Here is a 16,339-nt window from a genome sequence, read left to right as displayed (position 1 = left end):
CCAAGCACTGCGCCTACCCAGTTTTCAGAGCTTTTCATGCCTGCCATCGACCATCCCCTGATTGATCAATTTCTCGATGCCCTGTGGCTGGAAAAAGGTTTGTCGGATAATACCCGAGCGGCCTATCGCAGTGACCTGGCACTCTTTAACGGCTGGTTACGGGAGCTGGGGCTGGAGCTGGACCAGGCCGGTCGCGAGTTGATCCTTGACCATCTGGCCTGGCGGTTGGAGCAGGGTTATAAACCGCGCTCCACTGCGCGCTTTCTCTCTGGTGTGCGTGGGTTCTATCGGCATTTGCTGAGAGAAAAACTGATCGTCGTGGACCCAACACTGCAAGTCGATATGCCTCAGTTGGGCAGGCCGTTGCCCAAATCCCTATCGCAAGCCGATGTGGAGGCCTTGCTGGCCGCGCCGGACCTGAGCGAAGCCATTGGCCAGCGCGACCGGGCCATGCTTGAAGTCTTGTATGCCTGCGGCCTGCGGGTCACCGAACTGGTCAGCCTGACCCTGGAACAGGTCAATCTGCGCCAGGGTGTGTTGCGGGTGATGGGCAAGGGGAGCAAGGAGCGGTTGGTGCCCATGGGGGAAGAGGCGATTGTCTGGGTTGAACGCTATATACGCGATGGGCGTAACGAGATGCTCAACGGCCGTCCAAGCGATGTGCTGTTTCCCAGCCAGCGCGGCGAGCAGATGACGCGCCAGACCTTCTGGCACCGCATCAAGCACCAGGCCGGCGTTGCCGGGATTGCCAAATCATTGTCGCCCCATACATTGCGCCATGCCTTTGCCACGCACCTGCTCAATCATGGTGCGGACCTGCGGGTCGTGCAGATGCTGCTGGGGCACAGTGACCTGTCCACGACCCAGATCTACACCCATGTTGCCCGTGCCCGATTGCAGGATTTACATGCTCGCCACCATCCGCGAGGTTGATCGCGATTTACCTGTACGGAGTGTTGTAAGCGGATTGCAGAAATATGGGCTCCCATTGATCGGGAGTCCGCCCCAGCGGCCTTATGTGATAGGCTTTGTCGGTTTATACAATGGGCCTTCACCGCCTTCCCGTCCGGAACTGCGTGTTACCTTGCGGCCCATTTTTCCGCCCTCAGGAGTTCCCATGCGCTTGACCCAGATTTTTGCCGCTGCCTTGGCGTTGTTCAGCACCGTCGCCCTGGCCGATAACGCCGCCGAGCAAGCCATTCGCAAGAGCCTCGAAGGCCTGCAACTGGAAGTACCGGTCGAGAGTATCAGCGCCAGCCCGCTGGCCGGTCTGTACGAAGTCAAACTGCAGGGCAGCCGCGTACTCTACGCCAGCGCTGACGGCCAGTTCGTGGTCCAGGGCTACCTGTTCCAACTCAAGGACGGCAAGCCGGTCAACCTGACCGAGAAGACCGAGCGCCTGGGCATTTCCAAGCTGATCAATGGCATTCCGGTTGCCGAAACCGTGGTTTATCCGGCCATTGGCGAAACCAAATCCCATATCACCGTATTTACCGACACCACCTGCCCGTACTGCCACAAGCTGCACGCCGAAATCCCCGAGCTCAATCGTCAGGGCATCGAAGTGCGTTATGTCGCGTTCCCGCGTCAGGGCCTCGGCTCGGCAGGCGACGAACAACTGCAGGCGGTCTGGTGCTCCAAGGACAAGAAAGGCGCGATGGACAAGATGGTCGATGGCAAGGAAATCAAGGCGGCCAAGTGCGCCAACCCGGTTTCCAAGCAGTTCGCCCTGGGCCAGTCGATTGGCGTAAACGGTACGCCGGCCATTGTTTTGGCTGACGGTCAGGTGATTCCGGGTTATCAGCCTGCGCCGCAACTGGCCAAACTGATCCTCGGTGCGAAATAATCCAGCATCGTCACGCTAAGCCTTTGACGATCATGCCCGGCGGGCTTGCACCGCCCGGGCATCAATAGAGAGCCGCAGGGTACCTGCGGCTGTTTTCCACGGCCGACCTCGCGTCGGCCGTTTCATGGGGAGTTCTTCAGTGAAACCGGTCAAAGTAGGCATCTGTGGGCTAGGTACCGTCGGTGGCGGCACCTTCAACGTACTCAAGCGTAACGCCGAGGAGATTGCCCGCCGTGCCGGGCGTGGAATCGAAGTGGCACAAATTGCCATGCGTACGCCAAACCCGCAGTGCGAGATTACCGGTACCCCCATTACCAACGATGTATTCGCCGTGGCGACCAATCCGGACATCGATATCGTCATCGAGCTGATCGGCGGCTACACCATCGCCCGTGAGCTGGTGCTCAAGGCCATCGACAACGGCAAGCACGTGGTCACCGCCAACAAGGCGCTGATTGCCGTGCACGGTAACGAGATCTTTGCCCGCGCCCAGGAGAAGGGCGTGATCGTCGCCTTCGAAGCGGCCGTGGCCGGTGGCATCCCGGTGATCAAGGCGATTCGCGAAGGGCTCTCGGCCAACCGCATCAACTGGGTGGCGGGGATCATCAACGGGACCGGCAACTTCATCCTGACCGAAATGCGCGAGAAGGGCCGTACCTTCGAAGACGTGCTGGCCGAAGCCCAGGCCCTGGGCTATGCCGAAGCCGATCCTACCTTCGACGTCGAAGGTATCGATGCAGCGCACAAACTGACCATTCTGGCGTCGATTGCCTTCGGCATCCCGCTGCAATTTGACAAGGCCTATACCGAAGGCATCACCCGCCTGACCACTGCCGACGTGAACTACGCCGAGGCCCTGGGCTATCGCATCAAGCATCTTGGCGTGGCCCGCAGCACCCCGGCCGGCATCGAGTTGCGGGTGCACCCGACGCTGATTCCGGCTGACCGCCTGATCGCCAACGTCAATGGTGTGATGAATGCCGTGATGGTCAATGGCGATGCTGCCGGTTCGAGCCTGTTCTACGGCGCTGGCGCCGGTATGGAGCCTACGGCATCCTCGGTGATCGCAGACCTGGTCGACGTGGTTCGCGCCATGACCAGCGACCCGGAGAACCGTGTACCGCACCTGGCCTTCCAGCCGGACTCGCTGTCGGCTCATCCAATCCTGCCGATCGAAGCCTGTGAAAGCTCCTACTACCTGCGTATTCAGGCCAAGGATCATCCAGGCGTTTTGGCCCAGGTGGCGAGCATCCTGTCGGAGCGCGGCATCAATATCGAATCGATCATGCAGAAAGAAGTCGAAGAACAGGATGGCCTGGTGCCGATGATTCTGCTGACCCACCGCGTGCAGGAGCAGCGCATGAACGATGCCATCAATGCGCTTGAAGCGTTGCAGGGCGTCGTTGGGCCGGTCGTGCGTATCCGCGTCGAACACCTGAATTGATCATTTAAGCGCCAAGCTGTGAGCGGCAAGCTGCAAGTCAGAGCCGATGTGTTTCTACTTGCAGCTTTTAGCTTTGAGCTTGGAGCTCCAACCCAAAGGTTTGCACCCATGCGCTATATCAGTACCCGTGGCCAGGCACCGGCCCTGAATTTCGAAGATGTGCTGCTGGCCGGCCTGGCCAGTGATGGCGGCCTGTATGTGCCGGAAAACCTGCCACGTTTTACCCAGGAAGAGATCGCTTCCTGGGCGGGCCTGCCGTACCACGAGCTGGCTTTCCGGGTGATGCGCCCGTTTGTCAGCGGCAGCATCCCCGACGCCGATTTCAAGAAGATCCTCGAAGAGACCTATGGCGCGTTCGCCCACAGTGCCGTGGCGCCGCTGCGTCAGTTGAACGGCAATGAATGGGTGCTGGAACTGTTCCACGGTCCAACCCTGGCGTTCAAGGATTTCGCCCTGCAACTGCTCGGTCGCCTGCTCGACTACGTGCTGGAAAAGCGCGGCGAGCGCGTGGTGATCATCGGTGCCACCTCCGGCGATACCGGCTCCGCGGCAATCGAAGGCTGCCGTCGTTGCGACAACGTCGATATCTTTATCCTGCATCCGCACAACCGGGTATCCGAAGTGCAGCGCCGGCAGATGACGACCATTTTCGGCGACAACATCCATAACATTGCCATCGAAGGCAACTTCGATGACTGCCAGGAAATGGTCAAGGCAAGCTTCGCCGACCAGAGCTTCCTCAAGGGCACCCGCCTGGTCGCCGTGAACTCGATCAACTGGGCGCGGATCATGGCCCAGATCGTTTACTACTTCCACGCGGCCCTGCAACTGGGCGGCCCGGCCCGCTCGGTGGCGTTCTCGGTGCCGACCGGCAACTTCGGCGATATCTTCGCCGGATACCTGGCGCGCAACATGGGCCTGCCGATCAGCCAACTGATCGTCGCGACCAATCGCAACGACATCCTGCACCGCTTTATGAGCGGTAATCAGTACGTCAAGGAAACCCTGCACGCGACCCTGTCGCCGTCGATGGACATCATGGTCTCCTCGAACTTCGAGCGCCTGCTGTTCGACCTGCACGGGCGCAATGGCGCTGCGATCGCCGAACTGATGGAGAACTTCAAGCAGGGTGGTGGTTTCAGCGTCGATCAGGACCGCTGGACCGAAGCCCGCAGACTGTTTGACTCCCTGGCCGTAGACGACGCCCAGACCTGCGAGACCATCGCCGAAGTCTTCGCCCAGAGCGGTGAGCTGCTGGATCCGCACACCGCCATTGGCGTCAAGGCGGCGCGCGAGTGCCGGCGCAGCCTGGATACCCCGATGGTGATCCTGGGGACCGCCCACCCGGTCAAGTTCCCCGAAGCGGTCGAGAAGGCGGGTGTCGGCAAGGCTCTGGAGCTGCCGCCGCACCTGGCGGACCTGTTCGAGCGCGAGGAGCGTTGCACGGTATTGACCAATGATCTGCAGACCGTTCAGCGCTTTGTCAGCGAGCGTGGCAATCGCGGCAAACCGTTGTAAGCCGCTAGCGCCGATCTGGAAAAGCCCGTCTTGTGACGGGCTTTTTCGTTTCTGCCCGGGTGGCGCAGCACGGCGGCGCACTTCCATTTGGGAGCCATCCTATACGGGGCTTTGCCGAGTTTCCTTAAGGTACTCAGCGTGGAACCAGAGGCTGTTTAGGAGAGGCATATGCGCGCGCTCAAGGTACTGATTCTCGAAGACCATTCGTTCCAATTGATGGCCTTGCACCAGATGCTCAATTGTCAGGAAGTCTTCGATGTGCTGACGGCCGAGAATGTCGAGGCGGCGCAACGCTCCCTCGGTAACCGCGGCAGTATCGACATTGCCATTTGCGACCTGCACATGGCTGGCGATGACGGGTTCGAGATGATCCGCTATCTGGGCCGACACCATGCAGCTCAGGCCATCATTATTCTGAGCAGCGCCGAACAGGCGGTCATCGATCACGCGGTCTGTCTGGCGGAACAGCAAGGGCTGTGGGTGCTGGGAGGGGTACAAAAGCCGCTCACGCCGAATGCTTTACGCGCGTTGCTGGCGCGTTACCACGAACTCGAGGAGCAACGTCATGGTTTGGTGGAGCGTCAGCAGGTGCCTGCCTGTGCGTTGCTGGCATCACCGCTCCAATACTGTGTCGCCTACTACCAACCCGTACTGTCCCCAGGTGGGGATTTGCTCAGGGTGGATGCTCTGCCGCGCTGGCGCTATTGCGCGGGAGTGACGGTCGCGCCGCAAAGCATGCTGGCCAGTATCGAGTCCGCCGCCCTGTCCTGGCATCTGTTGGAGCTGGCGTTCACGGCCTCTGCACGTTTTTCGGCACAGTCCGGCAGGGCGCTGCCGGTGGGCGTCAGCGTAAGCCCGGCCTGGCTAAAGGAGCCCAGACTTATCGAGCGGCTCTGCGAACTGCTTGAGCGCACCGGGATCCCTGCGGACCTGGTCACGCTGCAGGTTCGAGATATCGCCCTGCTGAGCGCGCAGCAGCGCCGCGAGAGCCTGGAGCGCTTGCATCGGCTGGGATGCCGGCTGGCACTGGGCGATTTCGGCTGTACCGCCATCAGCCTGCAAGGGCTGCTGGAGTTGCCTTTCAGCGAGCTGATCATCGCCGCACCGGCAGACGATGCGTGCCAGGCGGCGGTCCTTGCGGCTGGGACGGCGGTGGCTGCGCAGATGGGCATGAGCGTGGTGACGTCGAACGTCCAGCGATTTCCCGACCGCCTTATGGCCTGCCCCCAGGGAGCTATTTGCGGCGAGCCGATGAGCTATGCGCTCTTGCAAACCTGGATCAGTGAGCGCGGCGCGGCTTGAGGCGCCCATGCGGTTTGATCTGTCATCTTTATCGTACAGGCTGGGGGCGACGGGCTTTCTTTCTACGTCGTGCCTGTACGAACTTTCTGTTTGTAATGCGGGTCAGTACTACAGGCACTTGGTTTTCCGTGGTCGGTCTTGTGCACCGACAGTGTCGAATGAGTGAGGAGTGAGCGAGATGGAAAGTACCCGCCTGTTGTTGAATGACGCGCTGGCCCCCTATCGGGTTGCCTTGTCGCCTTGCGGTGCCCACGGCGAATGCCTGGTGAGCGTGAGCAATGTCGAGGGAGTGGTTCTGGTGGAACGCGAGATCAATCAGGCCCAGCTCACCGACAAGCCGTTGCTGATCGACGTGGTGGACGGCCTGCACCGTGATGTACTAATTGCCGAAGGGCGGCTGGAGCCCAGCATGATTGCCACGCTACGCGGGGTTGAACAACGCCGCTCGTTCGCGCTGTTCAACTGACGGGCCAAGAAAATCGATTTTTCGGGAACCTTGGGCCGCTGAAAAAGTCATATTTTGTAACGGCAAGGTCAGGCATTTCGCTCCTTTGCTTGTAACCTGCCGTTCTGGTCTCCCCAGACCACGTTTAACCCCGAGTCGACTCCCCACTTCTCGGGGTTTCTTTTGCCTGCAATTTGGCCGTTTGACTACTGGTCCTGCGGGTTCTGGAAAAACCCCTTGGCATCTTCCAGGTACTCGCCATGCATCTTCGGGTCGAGCCAGGCGGCGTAGAACCCCGGCAGGCGTTCATGGCGCAAGTTGCGCAGGGTTTCATTGATGCGGCTGATGGCCGCGTGTCCCTGGGCGGTGTTGGAGCAGGCGACGTGAATAAACTGGTACTTGGCATTGCCTTCGACGGGATAAAACCGCAGTTCCTGTAACGCAATACCCTGCTGGCTGGCCTGGTAGCGGACTTCCGGCCAATAGCCGAGCAGCAGCTTCAGGCGATCCAGGCGCTGCATCTGCAACAGGCTGCCCAAGGCATCGTTGCCATAGTGGGCGGTCAGGTGCTCGGCGGGTGCGTGCTTGAGCACGCTGTCGATCTGGGGGCCATAGCTGCGTTCGGCAATGATCCCCAGTTTCAAATCGCCCTTGGTCAGCAGCGCTCCCAGGTCCACCTCGCCTTGGTGGGTGAAGGGGTTGAGCAGGGCGCTGTCTTGGTCTCGAACGATCAGACCGTTGCTGTTCATGCCCATGCTGGGGATGGAGTAGGTGATGGTCTTGGCCCGCTCGGCAGTCCACAACAGTGCCGGATCGCAGGCAAAGCCCGGTTCGTGGAGCATTTGCATGGCCCGCGCGCGGTTGACGCGCAAAATGCTGTGTTCGTACTCGGGCAGGCTGGCCATCAACAGTGGCAGCAGTTGGTCAACCGCGCCCTGGCCCTTTTGCGGGCCCTCGAAGATGGTCAGTGGCGGCAGGTCTCGCAGCAGCCAGACCAGGGTTTCCCTGGCATGGGCCTGGGGTGCAAGCAGGCAGGCTGCGCTCAGTAGAACGCAGGCCAGTTTGCGCGACCAGAAGCGATAATCCATGACCCTGTTCACCTCACCCAATAGATGGCTCCTGCCTAAATGGCCCCGGTTTCGCGCAGGCGGGCAATGCTCGCTGCGTCGTAGCCCAGTTCGCTTAGAACCGGTTCATTGTGCTCACCCAGTTGCGGCCCGACCCACTGCGCGCTGCCGGGTGTCTCGGAGAGTTTCGGCACGATGCCGGGCATCTTGAAGGCTTTGCCGTCGGGCAGTTTGGCGTGGAGGAACATTTCCCGGGCGAGAAACTGCGGGTCGGTGAGCATGTCCTCGGCGCTGAAAATCCGGCTGGCCGGGACTTCGGCGCGGTTCAGCACGTCGAGGACCGCATCGAGGGGTAAGGATGCAACCCAGCGATCGATGACCCCGTAAAGTTCGTCACGGCGTGTGTCGCGGCCATCGTTGCTCGCCAGCACCGGGTCGTTGGCCAGGTCATCACGGCCGATGGCGCTCATAAAGCGCTTGAAGATCGCATCGCCATTGGCGCCGATTTGTACATGCCGGCCGTCCTGGCTGGTGTGAATGGAGGAGGGGGTGATACCGGGCATGATATTGCCGGTGCGCTCGCGGATAAAACCGAACACGTCGAACTCCGGGATCATGCTTTCCATCATCGCGAAAATGGCTTCGTACAGGGCGACATCGACCACCTGGCCCTGGCCACCATTCACTTCGCGATGACGCAAAGCCATCAAGGCGCCAATCACGCCCCAAAGGGCTGCAATGGAGTCACCGATGGAAATGCCGGTGCGCACCGGCGGGCGGTCTTCGAAGCCGGTGATATAGCGCAGGCCCCCCATGGATTCGCCAACGGCGCCAAAGCCTGGCTGATCCTTCATGGGGCCGGTCTGGCCAAACCCGGAGAGGCGCACCATCACCAGCTTGGGATTGAGCGCATGCAGGGTGTCCCAGCCCAGCCCGAGTTTTTCCAACACACCGGGGCGGAAGTTCTCGATCAGAATGTCGGCGTCGGCCAGCAGTTGCTTGAGGATGGCCAGGCCCTCGGGGTGCTTGAGGTTAAGCGTCAGCGATTGTTTGTTACGCGCCTGGACAAACCACCACAGCGACGTGCCCTCATAGAGCTTGCGCCACTTGCGCAGGGGGTCGCCACCCTCCGGAGACTCGACCTTGATCACATTGGCCCCGAATTCGGCACAGATACGTGCGGCGAAAGGTCCGGCGATCAAGGTGCCGAGCTCGATGACTTTGAGTCCGGCAAGGGGTTGGGCGGTGGTCGGCATAACGAATCCTGTAGGACGAGAGGCTAGGCAGTAGAGCGTTTTAACATGGCTCGGCCAGGGCGGGTCAAATCATCATGCGCCGGGGTCTGGCCGTATCGGTTAGACTTGCCGCCTTTCCTCGCCTTTAGAAGCCCCGTTCATGGCACAGCCGTCTACTACCTACAAATTCAACCTGAACCTGACCGACCTTGATCGCGGGGTCTACGAGAGCGTCAACCAGACCATCGCCCGTCACCCTTCGGAAACCGAAGAGCGCATGACCGTACGTCTGCTGGCCTACGCCTTCTGGTACAACGAGCATCTGTCGTTCGGGCGCGGTTTGTCGGATGTGGATGAACCGGCGCTCTGGGAACGCAGCCTGGATGATCGTGTCCTGCACTGGATCGAAGTCGGCCAGCCGGACGCCGATCGCCTGACCTGGTGTTCGCGCCGCACCGAACGCACCAGCCTGCTGGCCTACGGCAGCCTGCGGGTTTGGCAGACTAAGGTGGTCGATGCGGTGAAGAACCTGAAAAACCTGCATATCGCTGCCGTTCCCCAGGAAGTCCTCGAGACCCTGGCCAAGGACATGCCGCGGGTCATCAAATGGGATGTGATGATCAGCGAAGGCACGATGTTCGTTACCGACGATCGCGGCCAGCATGAAGTCCAGCTGGAGTGGCTGCTCGGCGAGCGCGGCTGAAGCCGAGCACGTCCCCCTCTTTTTCCGATTATCCAGAGACCTACCGCCAGCCCATGCGTATCGAACCTCGTCCACTGCCCGCCACCCTGCCGTTTCTCGGTGATCTGCCACCCCTGTTGACCCGGCTGTACGCGGCCAGGGGCGTGGCGTCGGTGGAGGAGCTGGACAAGAGCCTGGCACGGTTGATTCCGTTCCAGCAGCTCAAGGGGATCGACGCTGCCGTGGACCTGCTGGTGGTGGCGCTGGAGCAGCGTGAACGCATCTTGATCGTGGGTGACTTCGATGCCGATGGCGCCACGGCCAGTACCGTCGGCCTGCTGGGTTTGCGCCTGCTGGGCGCGGCCCATGTCGATTACCTGGTGCCCAATCGCTTTGAATACGGCTACGGGCTGACCCCGGAAATCGTGGCCGTGGCCCTGGAGCGCCAGCCGCAGTTACTGATTACCGTGGACAATGGCATTTCCAGCGTCGACGGCGTGGCGGCGGCCAAGGCGGCGGGCTTGAAGGTGCTGGTCACCGACCACCACTTGCCGGGTGTCGAGTTGCCGGCGGCCGATGCCATCGTCAATCCGAACCAGCCTGGCTGCGAGTTCCCGAGCAAGTCGCTGGCCGGGGTCGGGGTGATTTTTTATGTGCTGATGGCCCTGCGCGCACGCTTGCGCAGCCTGGGCTGTTACGCCAGTCAGCCGCAACCCAATATCGGCGAATTGCTCGATCTGGTCGCCCTGGGCAGCGTCGCCGACGTGGTGCCGCTGGACGCCAATAACCGCATTCTGGTCCATCAGGGCCTTGAGCGGATTCGTGCCGGGCGGGCGCGGCCCGGCTTGAAGGCCATTCTGGAAGTCGCCAAGCGTGATCATTCGCGCATTACCTCCACCGACCTCGGCTTTATCCTAGGCCCGCGGCTGAATGCGGCGGGGCGTCTGGACGACATGAGCCTGGGGATCGAATGCCTGTTGACCGAAGATGTCGCCCAGGCCCGCGAGATGGCGGCGCAGCTTGATGGCATGAACCAGGACCGCAAATCCATCGAGCAAGGCATGCAGCGTGAAGCCCTGGCGCAGCTCAAGGACCTGACGGTGGAGTCCCTGCCATTTGGTCTGTGCCTGTTCGACCCCGAGTGGCACCAGGGGGTGATCGGTATCCTGGCGTCGCGGCTCAAGGAGCGCTATTTCCGCCCGACCTTCGCCTTTGCCGATGCGGGCGACGGCTTGCTCAAGGGCTCCGGGCGCTCAGTGCCGGGCTTTCACATTCGCGACGCGCTGAGCGTGGTGGCGACTCAATATCCCGAGCTGATCACCAAGTACGGCGGTCACGCCATGGCGGCGGGCCTGACGTTGCCCGAGGCCAACTTCCCGCTGTTTGCCGAGGCCTTCGATGCCGAGGTGCGGCGCCAGCTTAATGAGGATGATCTGACGGGGCGGTTGTTGTCCGATGGCACCCTGGCGGTCGAGGAGTTCCACCTGGAACTGGCCCGCGCTCTGCGCAATGCCGGGCCCTGGGGCCAGCACTTTCCGGAGCCGTTGTTCCATGGTGTCTTCCAGCTGGTGGAGCAACGGGTGGTGGGCGAGCGCCATTTGAAGGTGGTGCTCAAGAGTGAGTGTGGTTCGGTAAAGCTTGACGGGATTGCCTTTGGCATCGACCGTGAGATCTGGCCCAATCCGACCATTCGCTGGGTTGAATTGGCCTACAAGCTTGACGTCAATGAGTACCGGGGCAATGAAACGGTGCAATTGATGATCGCCCATATCGAACCGCGCTAGCCCCGCGTGCCGTTGCGCGGCCTTCCCGTTCGGTGGCGTGTGCTGGAGGGGGAGTGCAGTGCCCGCGGTCGCCCTCGGGCGGTAGCGGCGACCAACGCGCTGCGCAATTGCATCGCAACCCTGCTCGATTCGCCGATGTCGACTAGTCTCTAAGCACTGTCCGATAGAGCGTGTGCCGTTTTCACTATTACCCGCCGGGGGGCGGATCTCTTTCCATCTGGCCACTCAGCGCCTTCGAACAGCACCCTGGAGCCGTCCACTGGAATTGAGAGGTGCCCCATGAGCCTGTTGCTAGAACCCTATACCCTGCGCGGGTTGACCCTGCTCAACCGTATCGCCGTTTCCCCCATGTGCCAGTATTCCAGCGTCGATGGCCTGGCCAATGACTGGCACCTGGTTCACCTCGGCAGCCGTGCCATTGGCGGGGCCGGCTTGGTCTTTACCGAAGCCACGGCCGTCACTGCCGATGGACGGATCACCGCCCAGGACCTGGGGCTGTGGAACGACGCGCAAATCGAACCGCTGCAACGCATTACCCGGTTTATCAGCGCCCAGGGTGCGGTCGCCGGTATCCAGCTGGCTCACGCCGGGCGCAAGGCCAGTACCTACCGGCCGTGGCTGGGCAAGCATGGCAGCCTCAAGCCCGCAGACGGCGGATGGATCCCGGTCGGTCCGTCACCCATCGCCTTCGATCCGCAGCACAGCGCCCCGACCCAGCTTGACGAGGCCCAGATCGGCGCCGTGATCCAGGCGTTTGTCGCCGCCGCCAGGCGGGCTTTGGAAGCCGGCTTCAAGGTGGTCGAGGTGCACGCCGCCCACGGTTATCTGTTGCACCAGTTCCTTTCGCCCTTGAGCAATCAGCGCCGCGATCAGTACGGCGGCTCGTTCGAGAACCGGATTCGCCTGGTGTTGCAGGTCACCGAAGCGGTGCGTGAAGTCTGGCCCCAGGAGCTGCCGCTGTTTGTGCGGGTGTCGGCGACAGATTGGGTGGAGGACGGCTGGAACCCCGATGAGACGGTAGAGCTGGCGCGGCGTCTGAAGGCGTTGGGGGTGGACCTGATCGATGTGTCGTCGGGCGGCACTGCGGCCAATGCGGAAATTCCTACCGGCCCGGGCTACCAGACCCGCTTTGCCGAACGCGTGCGCAAGGAAGCGGCCATCGCGACCGGCACCGTTGGCCTGATTACTGAGCCGGCCCAGGCCGAACATATCCTGCGCACCGGCCAGGCCGATCTGATCCTGCTGGCCCGGGAGCTGTTGCGTGATCCGTACTGGCCCCTGCATGCCGACGACGACCTGGGTGGCCGCAAGGCCACCTGGCCGGCGCAATATCAGCGAGCCACGCACCGTGACCAGCCCATCCATGAGTCGGACCTGCGCGATTGATGGCCGCCCATCAGGCCCGGCCATCCACGCCGGGCCTGATGGTTACCGGGTTTAACCCACTTCCCCCACGGCTCTCCAGGCTTCGTCGATTGCCGCATGGGCGTAAGCGCTCCAGGCCGCATCGGAGTTGGCGATGCTGACCCGACCGACAGGCTTGCGGGCCAGGTTCATCCAGGCTTCGCATTCGTCGGCATCATCGAACAGGCTGTTGGCAAAGCACGCATAACCGTGGGACCAGCGGTTGACGGTGATGGCGAGGATATCGGTCTGGTGATTGAAACCACCCGGGCCGAGCATGCGCTGGAGCTGGTCACGCAACTGCGCTTCCAGGTGTTCGAAGCTCTCGCCAAACAGCCGACCGCGTCCTGCTCGGGCCTGGTCGCGGGCATTCATGCCGCTGTTCGGGCTGGTGGGCACATAGACCATGTGCAGGCCAATGGGTTGGTTTGGATCCCTGGGGTGTTCATAGCCCCCCATGCTCACCGGGTAATCCAGCTTGATCCGGCTGTAGGGCTGGGTGGCCGCATAGATCTCGTGAACGCCGAGCTTCTGGAAGGATTTCCAGTTGCGGATCACCACCTTGGTGTAAACCAGCGGGAACTTCACGTTCTGGCTCAGAGCATGGGCTTGTTCGGTCGACAGATCGCGCAACAGGTAAGGGATCATCATGTTGTAGCAGGCCATGATGCAGTGCTTGCCGCGCACCTGGACGAGCTGGTCGCCGCGCTTGTAGCCGATATTCACCCCGTCGCCGACGTTGCGCACGCTGACGGCCGTGCTGTTGAGGCGCAGGCGCACCGGTGCCTTGGGCTGGTCGAGCTTGGCGTAGTCAAAGGTGGCCAGGACGATATCGTCCATGGTGTTGCCCGGTGCCACGCTCGGGATCAGGCTGCGCACCAGCAGGCGGGCCAGCGAGGCGTTGCCATCGGGGAAGTGGTAGATGTAGGGATCTTCCATCTCCACCTTGGCTTCTTCGCTGATCGGCGGCAGGTTGAGCGCGGCGAAACCGGGGAAGCCGACGTTGTAGGCATCGTATGCCGCGACGACGTCGATGCTCAGGGCCATGAAGTCGTTGGTTCGGCTCTGGAAATATTTCACCGCACCGGCCGAGATACCCGCGTCCTTGAGCAGGAAGTCACGGTAGCTAGTGGCTTCCAGGTAGGCGATTTTTTCGTCGACGGTTTTCCCGCTCAGATAATCCTTGGGCGTTTCGTGCAGCGCGATCAGTGCCGTGCGGTCCGCCTGCGGCAGTGGGAAGTCGTTGATAAAGGCCTTGATCGGGCGCGCGTGCAGTTGGTCGGGCGCGATATCGTCGGCCACCATCGGCGTCGGGTCGCCGGTGACCAGCTTGTCTTCGCCGAAGTTTTCCTTGTCGAAGAACACCGCACGCGACAAGCCCAGATTAGGGTAGAACTGGCGATCGAAAGCGGTTTCGAAGCGCTTGATGTTGACCCCGAGCTTTTGCAGCAGGCCATTCACTTCCTGGCTGTACAGGTGGCTGGGCGACTGGAAGGATTCGCTGCCGCCATAACCGAGAATCATGCGTCCACCGGCCGAGAATTCGTTGCGCTTGGCATGGCCGCCGAAGTCGTCATGGTTCTCGAGAATCAGGATGCGTGCGTTTGGGTGCTTGTCCCGATAGAACCAGGCCGCCGACAAGCCGCTCAGGCCGCCACCGACGACCACCAGGTCGTATTCTTCGTGGATGGGCAGTGCATCGGTATTGAAGACCTTTTTTTCCCAGCCCATCTGGTGGGCCACTTCAAACGAGCCAACGTGGCTGCCGCGCAGGCCGGTCAGGGCGGGCGGGTAATAACGGCCGTCCGGAGCGGCCTGCAGGATTTGCAGCGGGGTCATGCCGGCGGCAACGGTGATCGCGACGCCATTGAGGAAGTCGCGGCGAGTGATGTCCATGGTGAATCCTTGCTGAATAGGGGAGAGCTGTCCCCGGCTCGACACACGAACCGGGGAGCGTGGCGTTAGCGGCTGATTTTCCAGGCATCACCGGCCGGGGCGGTGCCACGGTCGTACGGTTTGCCCAGCCACATGTAGAGAAGCCCCAAAGCAATGACGATGGCGGTGCTCAGGAGCATCGAGTAATTGATGTACCAGGGCGCGTCCGGCGTCCGTGGCCAGGCCATATTGACGATGGCGCACAGCCCATAGACCAGCGCGCCGATATTGACCGGCAGCCCCCAGGCGCCCAGCGTGAACTTGCCGCTGGGCTTCCAGCCGCGTGCCCGGGCGAACAGCGCCGCGAGGACAATCATCTGGAAGGCCAGGTAAATGCCGATGGCGGCAAAGCTGACGATGGTCGCGACCGCGTCCTGCAGGAAGAACCCCAGGATAATGATCAGCGCCGGCAGCACGCCGGAGACAAACAGCGCGGCCACCGGCACCTGGGTGTTGGGCGAAATGCGCTTGAGCAGGCTGCTGCCAACGACCATTTCGTCCCGCGCGTAGGAGTACAGCAGGCGGCTGGCGGCGGCTTGCAGGCTGATCACGCAGGAGATGAACGAGACCATCACCACGCCCATCACCACTTTCGAACCGATACTGCCAAAGGCATTGTCGAGGATGGTAGTGACCGGGTCCTTGTCGGTGCCATCGATCACGGCCTGCATATCCGGCACCGCGAGAATCAGTGCCAGGCAGGCAAACATCGCTGCCAGGCCACCGATATAGATGGTCATGCGCATGGCCACCGGGATCTGCTTGCTCGGGTTGGGCGTTTCCTCGGCAACGTCGCCACAGGCTTCGAAGCCGTAGTAGAGAAACATCCCCGCCAGCGAGGCGGTCAGGAAGGCCGGCAGGTACGAGCCGTCGATGCTGATATCGAAGGTATTGAACAGCACGCTGATTGGCTGATGTCGCTCAAAGACCAGCAGGTAGACGCCGACGATGACCGCGCCGACCAGCTCGCACAGAAAACCGAACATGGCGATCCGTGCCAGCACCTTGGTGCCGCTCAGGTTGACCAGGGTGGCGAACAGCGTCAGGACCAGGGCAATGACGATATTGGTATTGCTGTTGGGCTCGAAACCGAGCATGGCGGCCAGGTACGGGCCGGCGCCGACCGCGACGGCGGCGATGGTCACGCACAGGGCGATGGAATACACCCAGCCGACCATCCACGCCCAGCGCTTGCCCACCAGGCGTCGGGCCCAGGGATAGACCCCGCCGGAGATCGGGAATTGGGACACCACTTCACCGAAGATCAGGCACACCAGCAACTGGCCGCAGCCAACCAGCAGATAGGCCCAGAACATCGGCGGGCCTCCCGCAGCCAGGCACAGACCGAAGAGCGTGTAGACCCCGACCACGGGCGAGAGGTAGGTAAAGCCCAGGGCGAAGTTTTCCCAGAGGCTCATGCTACGGTTGAAGTTCGAGGTATAGCCCAGTTGGCGCAGTTGCTCGGCATCGCTGTCGGCAGAGAGTTCTTGACGGGCACTCATGGCGTTTGTTCTCCGGCAAATCGATAGATTTCGGATACCCGCTGTCGTGATCGAGCTCTTGAGAGCCGACCCGCGCGGTGGTTTTTGTGGTGGTTACTGCGGTTTTGCGGTGTGGCCATCGCCAGCGAGCGGGCCCCTATAGACAGGTGTCCGCTGGCTGGCCATGTTGTTTCTT

At 61.7% G+C, this 16,339-nt stretch carries 13 protein-coding genes; 9 read left to right on the top strand and 4 right to left on the bottom strand.

What is annotated here, in order from left to right; genetic code table 11:
• The first annotated feature begins 36 nt into the window (after positions 1-36).
• The 6 genes from xerD (at position 37) to NPS46_RS18265 (ending at position 6,576) form a co-directional block, all read left to right on the top strand.
• Complete coding sequence (xerD, locus tag NPS46_RS18290; protein ID WP_274109597.1) at positions 37-933, top strand: site-specific tyrosine recombinase XerD; 897 nt, start codon at positions 37-39, stop codon at positions 931-933.
• Between the two features lie 184 nt (positions 934-1,117).
• Positions 1,118-1,846 (top strand): thioredoxin fold domain-containing protein, encoded by a 729-nt coding sequence (locus NPS46_RS18285; protein WP_274109595.1) that lies wholly within the window; start codon positions 1,118-1,120, stop codon positions 1,844-1,846.
• Positions 1,847-1,985: 139 nt separating this feature from the next.
• Positions 1,986-3,290 (top strand): homoserine dehydrogenase, encoded by a 1,305-nt coding sequence (locus NPS46_RS18280; protein WP_274109593.1) that lies wholly within the window; start codon positions 1,986-1,988, stop codon positions 3,288-3,290.
• 108 nt (positions 3,291-3,398) lie between these two features.
• Positions 3,399-4,808: a threonine synthase gene (thrC, locus tag NPS46_RS18275; RefSeq protein WP_274109591.1), complete on the top strand. Its 1,410-nt coding sequence runs from the start codon at positions 3,399-3,401 to the stop codon at positions 4,806-4,808.
• 168 nt (positions 4,809-4,976) lie between these two features.
• On the top strand, positions 4,977-6,110 hold the full coding sequence (locus NPS46_RS18270) for an EAL domain-containing response regulator (RefSeq protein ID WP_274109589.1): 1,134 nt from the start codon (positions 4,977-4,979) through the stop codon (positions 6,108-6,110).
• A 178-nt stretch (positions 6,111-6,288) separates the two neighbouring features.
• Positions 6,289-6,576, top strand: coding sequence for a DUF3509 domain-containing protein (locus NPS46_RS18265; protein ID WP_274109587.1), 288 nt, complete (start codon positions 6,289-6,291; stop codon positions 6,574-6,576).
• 185 nt (positions 6,577-6,761) lie between these two features.
• On the opposite strand, the gene NPS46_RS18260 is transcribed toward NPS46_RS18265, so the two are convergent.
• Positions 6,762-7,643, bottom strand: coding sequence for a TIGR02285 family protein (locus tag NPS46_RS18260; protein WP_274109585.1), 882 nt, complete (start codon positions 7,641-7,643; stop codon positions 6,762-6,764).
• 35 nt (positions 7,644-7,678) lie between these two features.
• On the bottom strand, positions 7,679-8,878 hold the full coding sequence (locus NPS46_RS18255; RefSeq protein WP_274109583.1) for a CaiB/BaiF CoA transferase family protein: 1,200 nt from the start codon (positions 8,876-8,878) through the stop codon (positions 7,679-7,681).
• A 139-nt stretch (positions 8,879-9,017) separates the two neighbouring features.
• On the opposite strand from NPS46_RS18255, the gene NPS46_RS18250 reads away from it, so the two are divergent.
• The 3 genes from NPS46_RS18250 to NPS46_RS18240 all read left to right on the top strand — a co-directional run bounded on the left by NPS46_RS18250 (position 9,018) and on the right by NPS46_RS18240 (position 12,709).
• On the top strand, positions 9,018-9,560 hold the full coding sequence (locus NPS46_RS18250; RefSeq protein WP_274109581.1) for a YaeQ family protein: 543 nt from the start codon (positions 9,018-9,020) through the stop codon (positions 9,558-9,560).
• Between the two features lie 53 nt (positions 9,561-9,613).
• A complete protein-coding gene (gene recJ / locus NPS46_RS18245) occupies positions 9,614-11,323 on the top strand; it encodes a single-stranded-DNA-specific exonuclease RecJ (RefSeq protein ID WP_274109579.1) in 1,710 nt (569 codons plus the stop codon).
• A 279-nt stretch (positions 11,324-11,602) separates the two neighbouring features.
• Positions 11,603-12,709, top strand: a complete 1,107-nt coding sequence (locus NPS46_RS18240) for an NADH:flavin oxidoreductase/NADH oxidase (RefSeq protein WP_274109577.1) — start codon at positions 11,603-11,605, stop codon at positions 12,707-12,709.
• A 51-nt stretch (positions 12,710-12,760) separates the two neighbouring features.
• Here NPS46_RS18240 and NPS46_RS18235 read toward each other — a convergent pair whose 3' ends face one another.
• Both NPS46_RS18235 and NPS46_RS18230 read right to left on the bottom strand, forming a co-directional pair.
• Positions 12,761-14,623, bottom strand: a complete 1,863-nt coding sequence (locus NPS46_RS18235; RefSeq protein ID WP_274109576.1) for an NAD(P)/FAD-dependent oxidoreductase — start codon at positions 14,621-14,623, stop codon at positions 12,761-12,763.
• A 65-nt stretch (positions 14,624-14,688) separates the two neighbouring features.
• Entirely contained in the window at positions 14,689-16,164 is a 1,476-nt protein-coding gene (locus NPS46_RS18230; protein WP_274109574.1) for an APC family permease, read from the bottom strand.
• Positions 16,165-16,339 lie beyond the last annotated feature (175 nt).

The organism is Pseudomonas putida (assembly GCF_028682395.1).
GTDB lineage: Bacteria > Pseudomonadota > Gammaproteobacteria > Pseudomonadales > Pseudomonadaceae > Aquipseudomonas > Aquipseudomonas putida_AB.
Note: the sequence above shows the minus strand (reverse complement) of the source record. Positions and strands in the feature narration are given on the sequence as shown.

What these genes read in the sequence shown, in the direction of transcription:
- xerD (WP_274109597.1), top strand. Translation starts at nt 37, where the DNA reads ATGCCTGCCATCGACCATCCCCTGATTGATCAATTTCTCGATGCCCTG.
- NPS46_RS18285 (WP_274109595.1), top strand. Translation starts at nt 1,118, where the DNA reads ATGCGCTTGACCCAGATTTTTGCCGCTGCCTTGGCGTTGTTCAGCACC.
- thrC (WP_274109591.1), top strand. Translation starts at nt 3,399, where the DNA reads ATGCGCTATATCAGTACCCGTGGCCAGGCACCGGCCCTGAATTTCGAA.
- NPS46_RS18270 (WP_274109589.1), top strand. Translation starts at nt 4,977, where the DNA reads ATGCGCGCGCTCAAGGTACTGATTCTCGAAGACCATTCGTTCCAATTG.
- NPS46_RS18265 (WP_274109587.1), top strand. Translation starts at nt 6,289, where the DNA reads ATGGAAAGTACCCGCCTGTTGTTGAATGACGCGCTGGCCCCCTATCGG.
- NPS46_RS18260 (WP_274109585.1), bottom strand. Translation starts at nt 7,643, where the DNA reads ATGGATTATCGCTTCTGGTCGCGCAAACTGGCCTGCGTTCTACTGAGC.
- NPS46_RS18255 (WP_274109583.1), bottom strand. Translation starts at nt 8,878, where the DNA reads ATGCCGACCACCGCCCAACCCCTTGCCGGACTCAAAGTCATCGAGCTC.
- NPS46_RS18250 (WP_274109581.1), top strand. Translation starts at nt 9,018, where the DNA reads ATGGCACAGCCGTCTACTACCTACAAATTCAACCTGAACCTGACCGAC.
- recJ (WP_274109579.1), top strand. Translation starts at nt 9,614, where the DNA reads ATGCGTATCGAACCTCGTCCACTGCCCGCCACCCTGCCGTTTCTCGGT.
- NPS46_RS18240 (WP_274109577.1), top strand. Translation starts at nt 11,603, where the DNA reads ATGAGCCTGTTGCTAGAACCCTATACCCTGCGCGGGTTGACCCTGCTC.
- NPS46_RS18235 (WP_274109576.1), bottom strand. Translation starts at nt 14,623, where the DNA reads ATGGACATCACTCGCCGCGACTTCCTCAATGGCGTCGCGATCACCGTT.
- NPS46_RS18230 (WP_274109574.1), bottom strand. Translation starts at nt 16,164, where the DNA reads ATGAGTGCCCGTCAAGAACTCTCTGCCGACAGCGATGCCGAGCAACTG.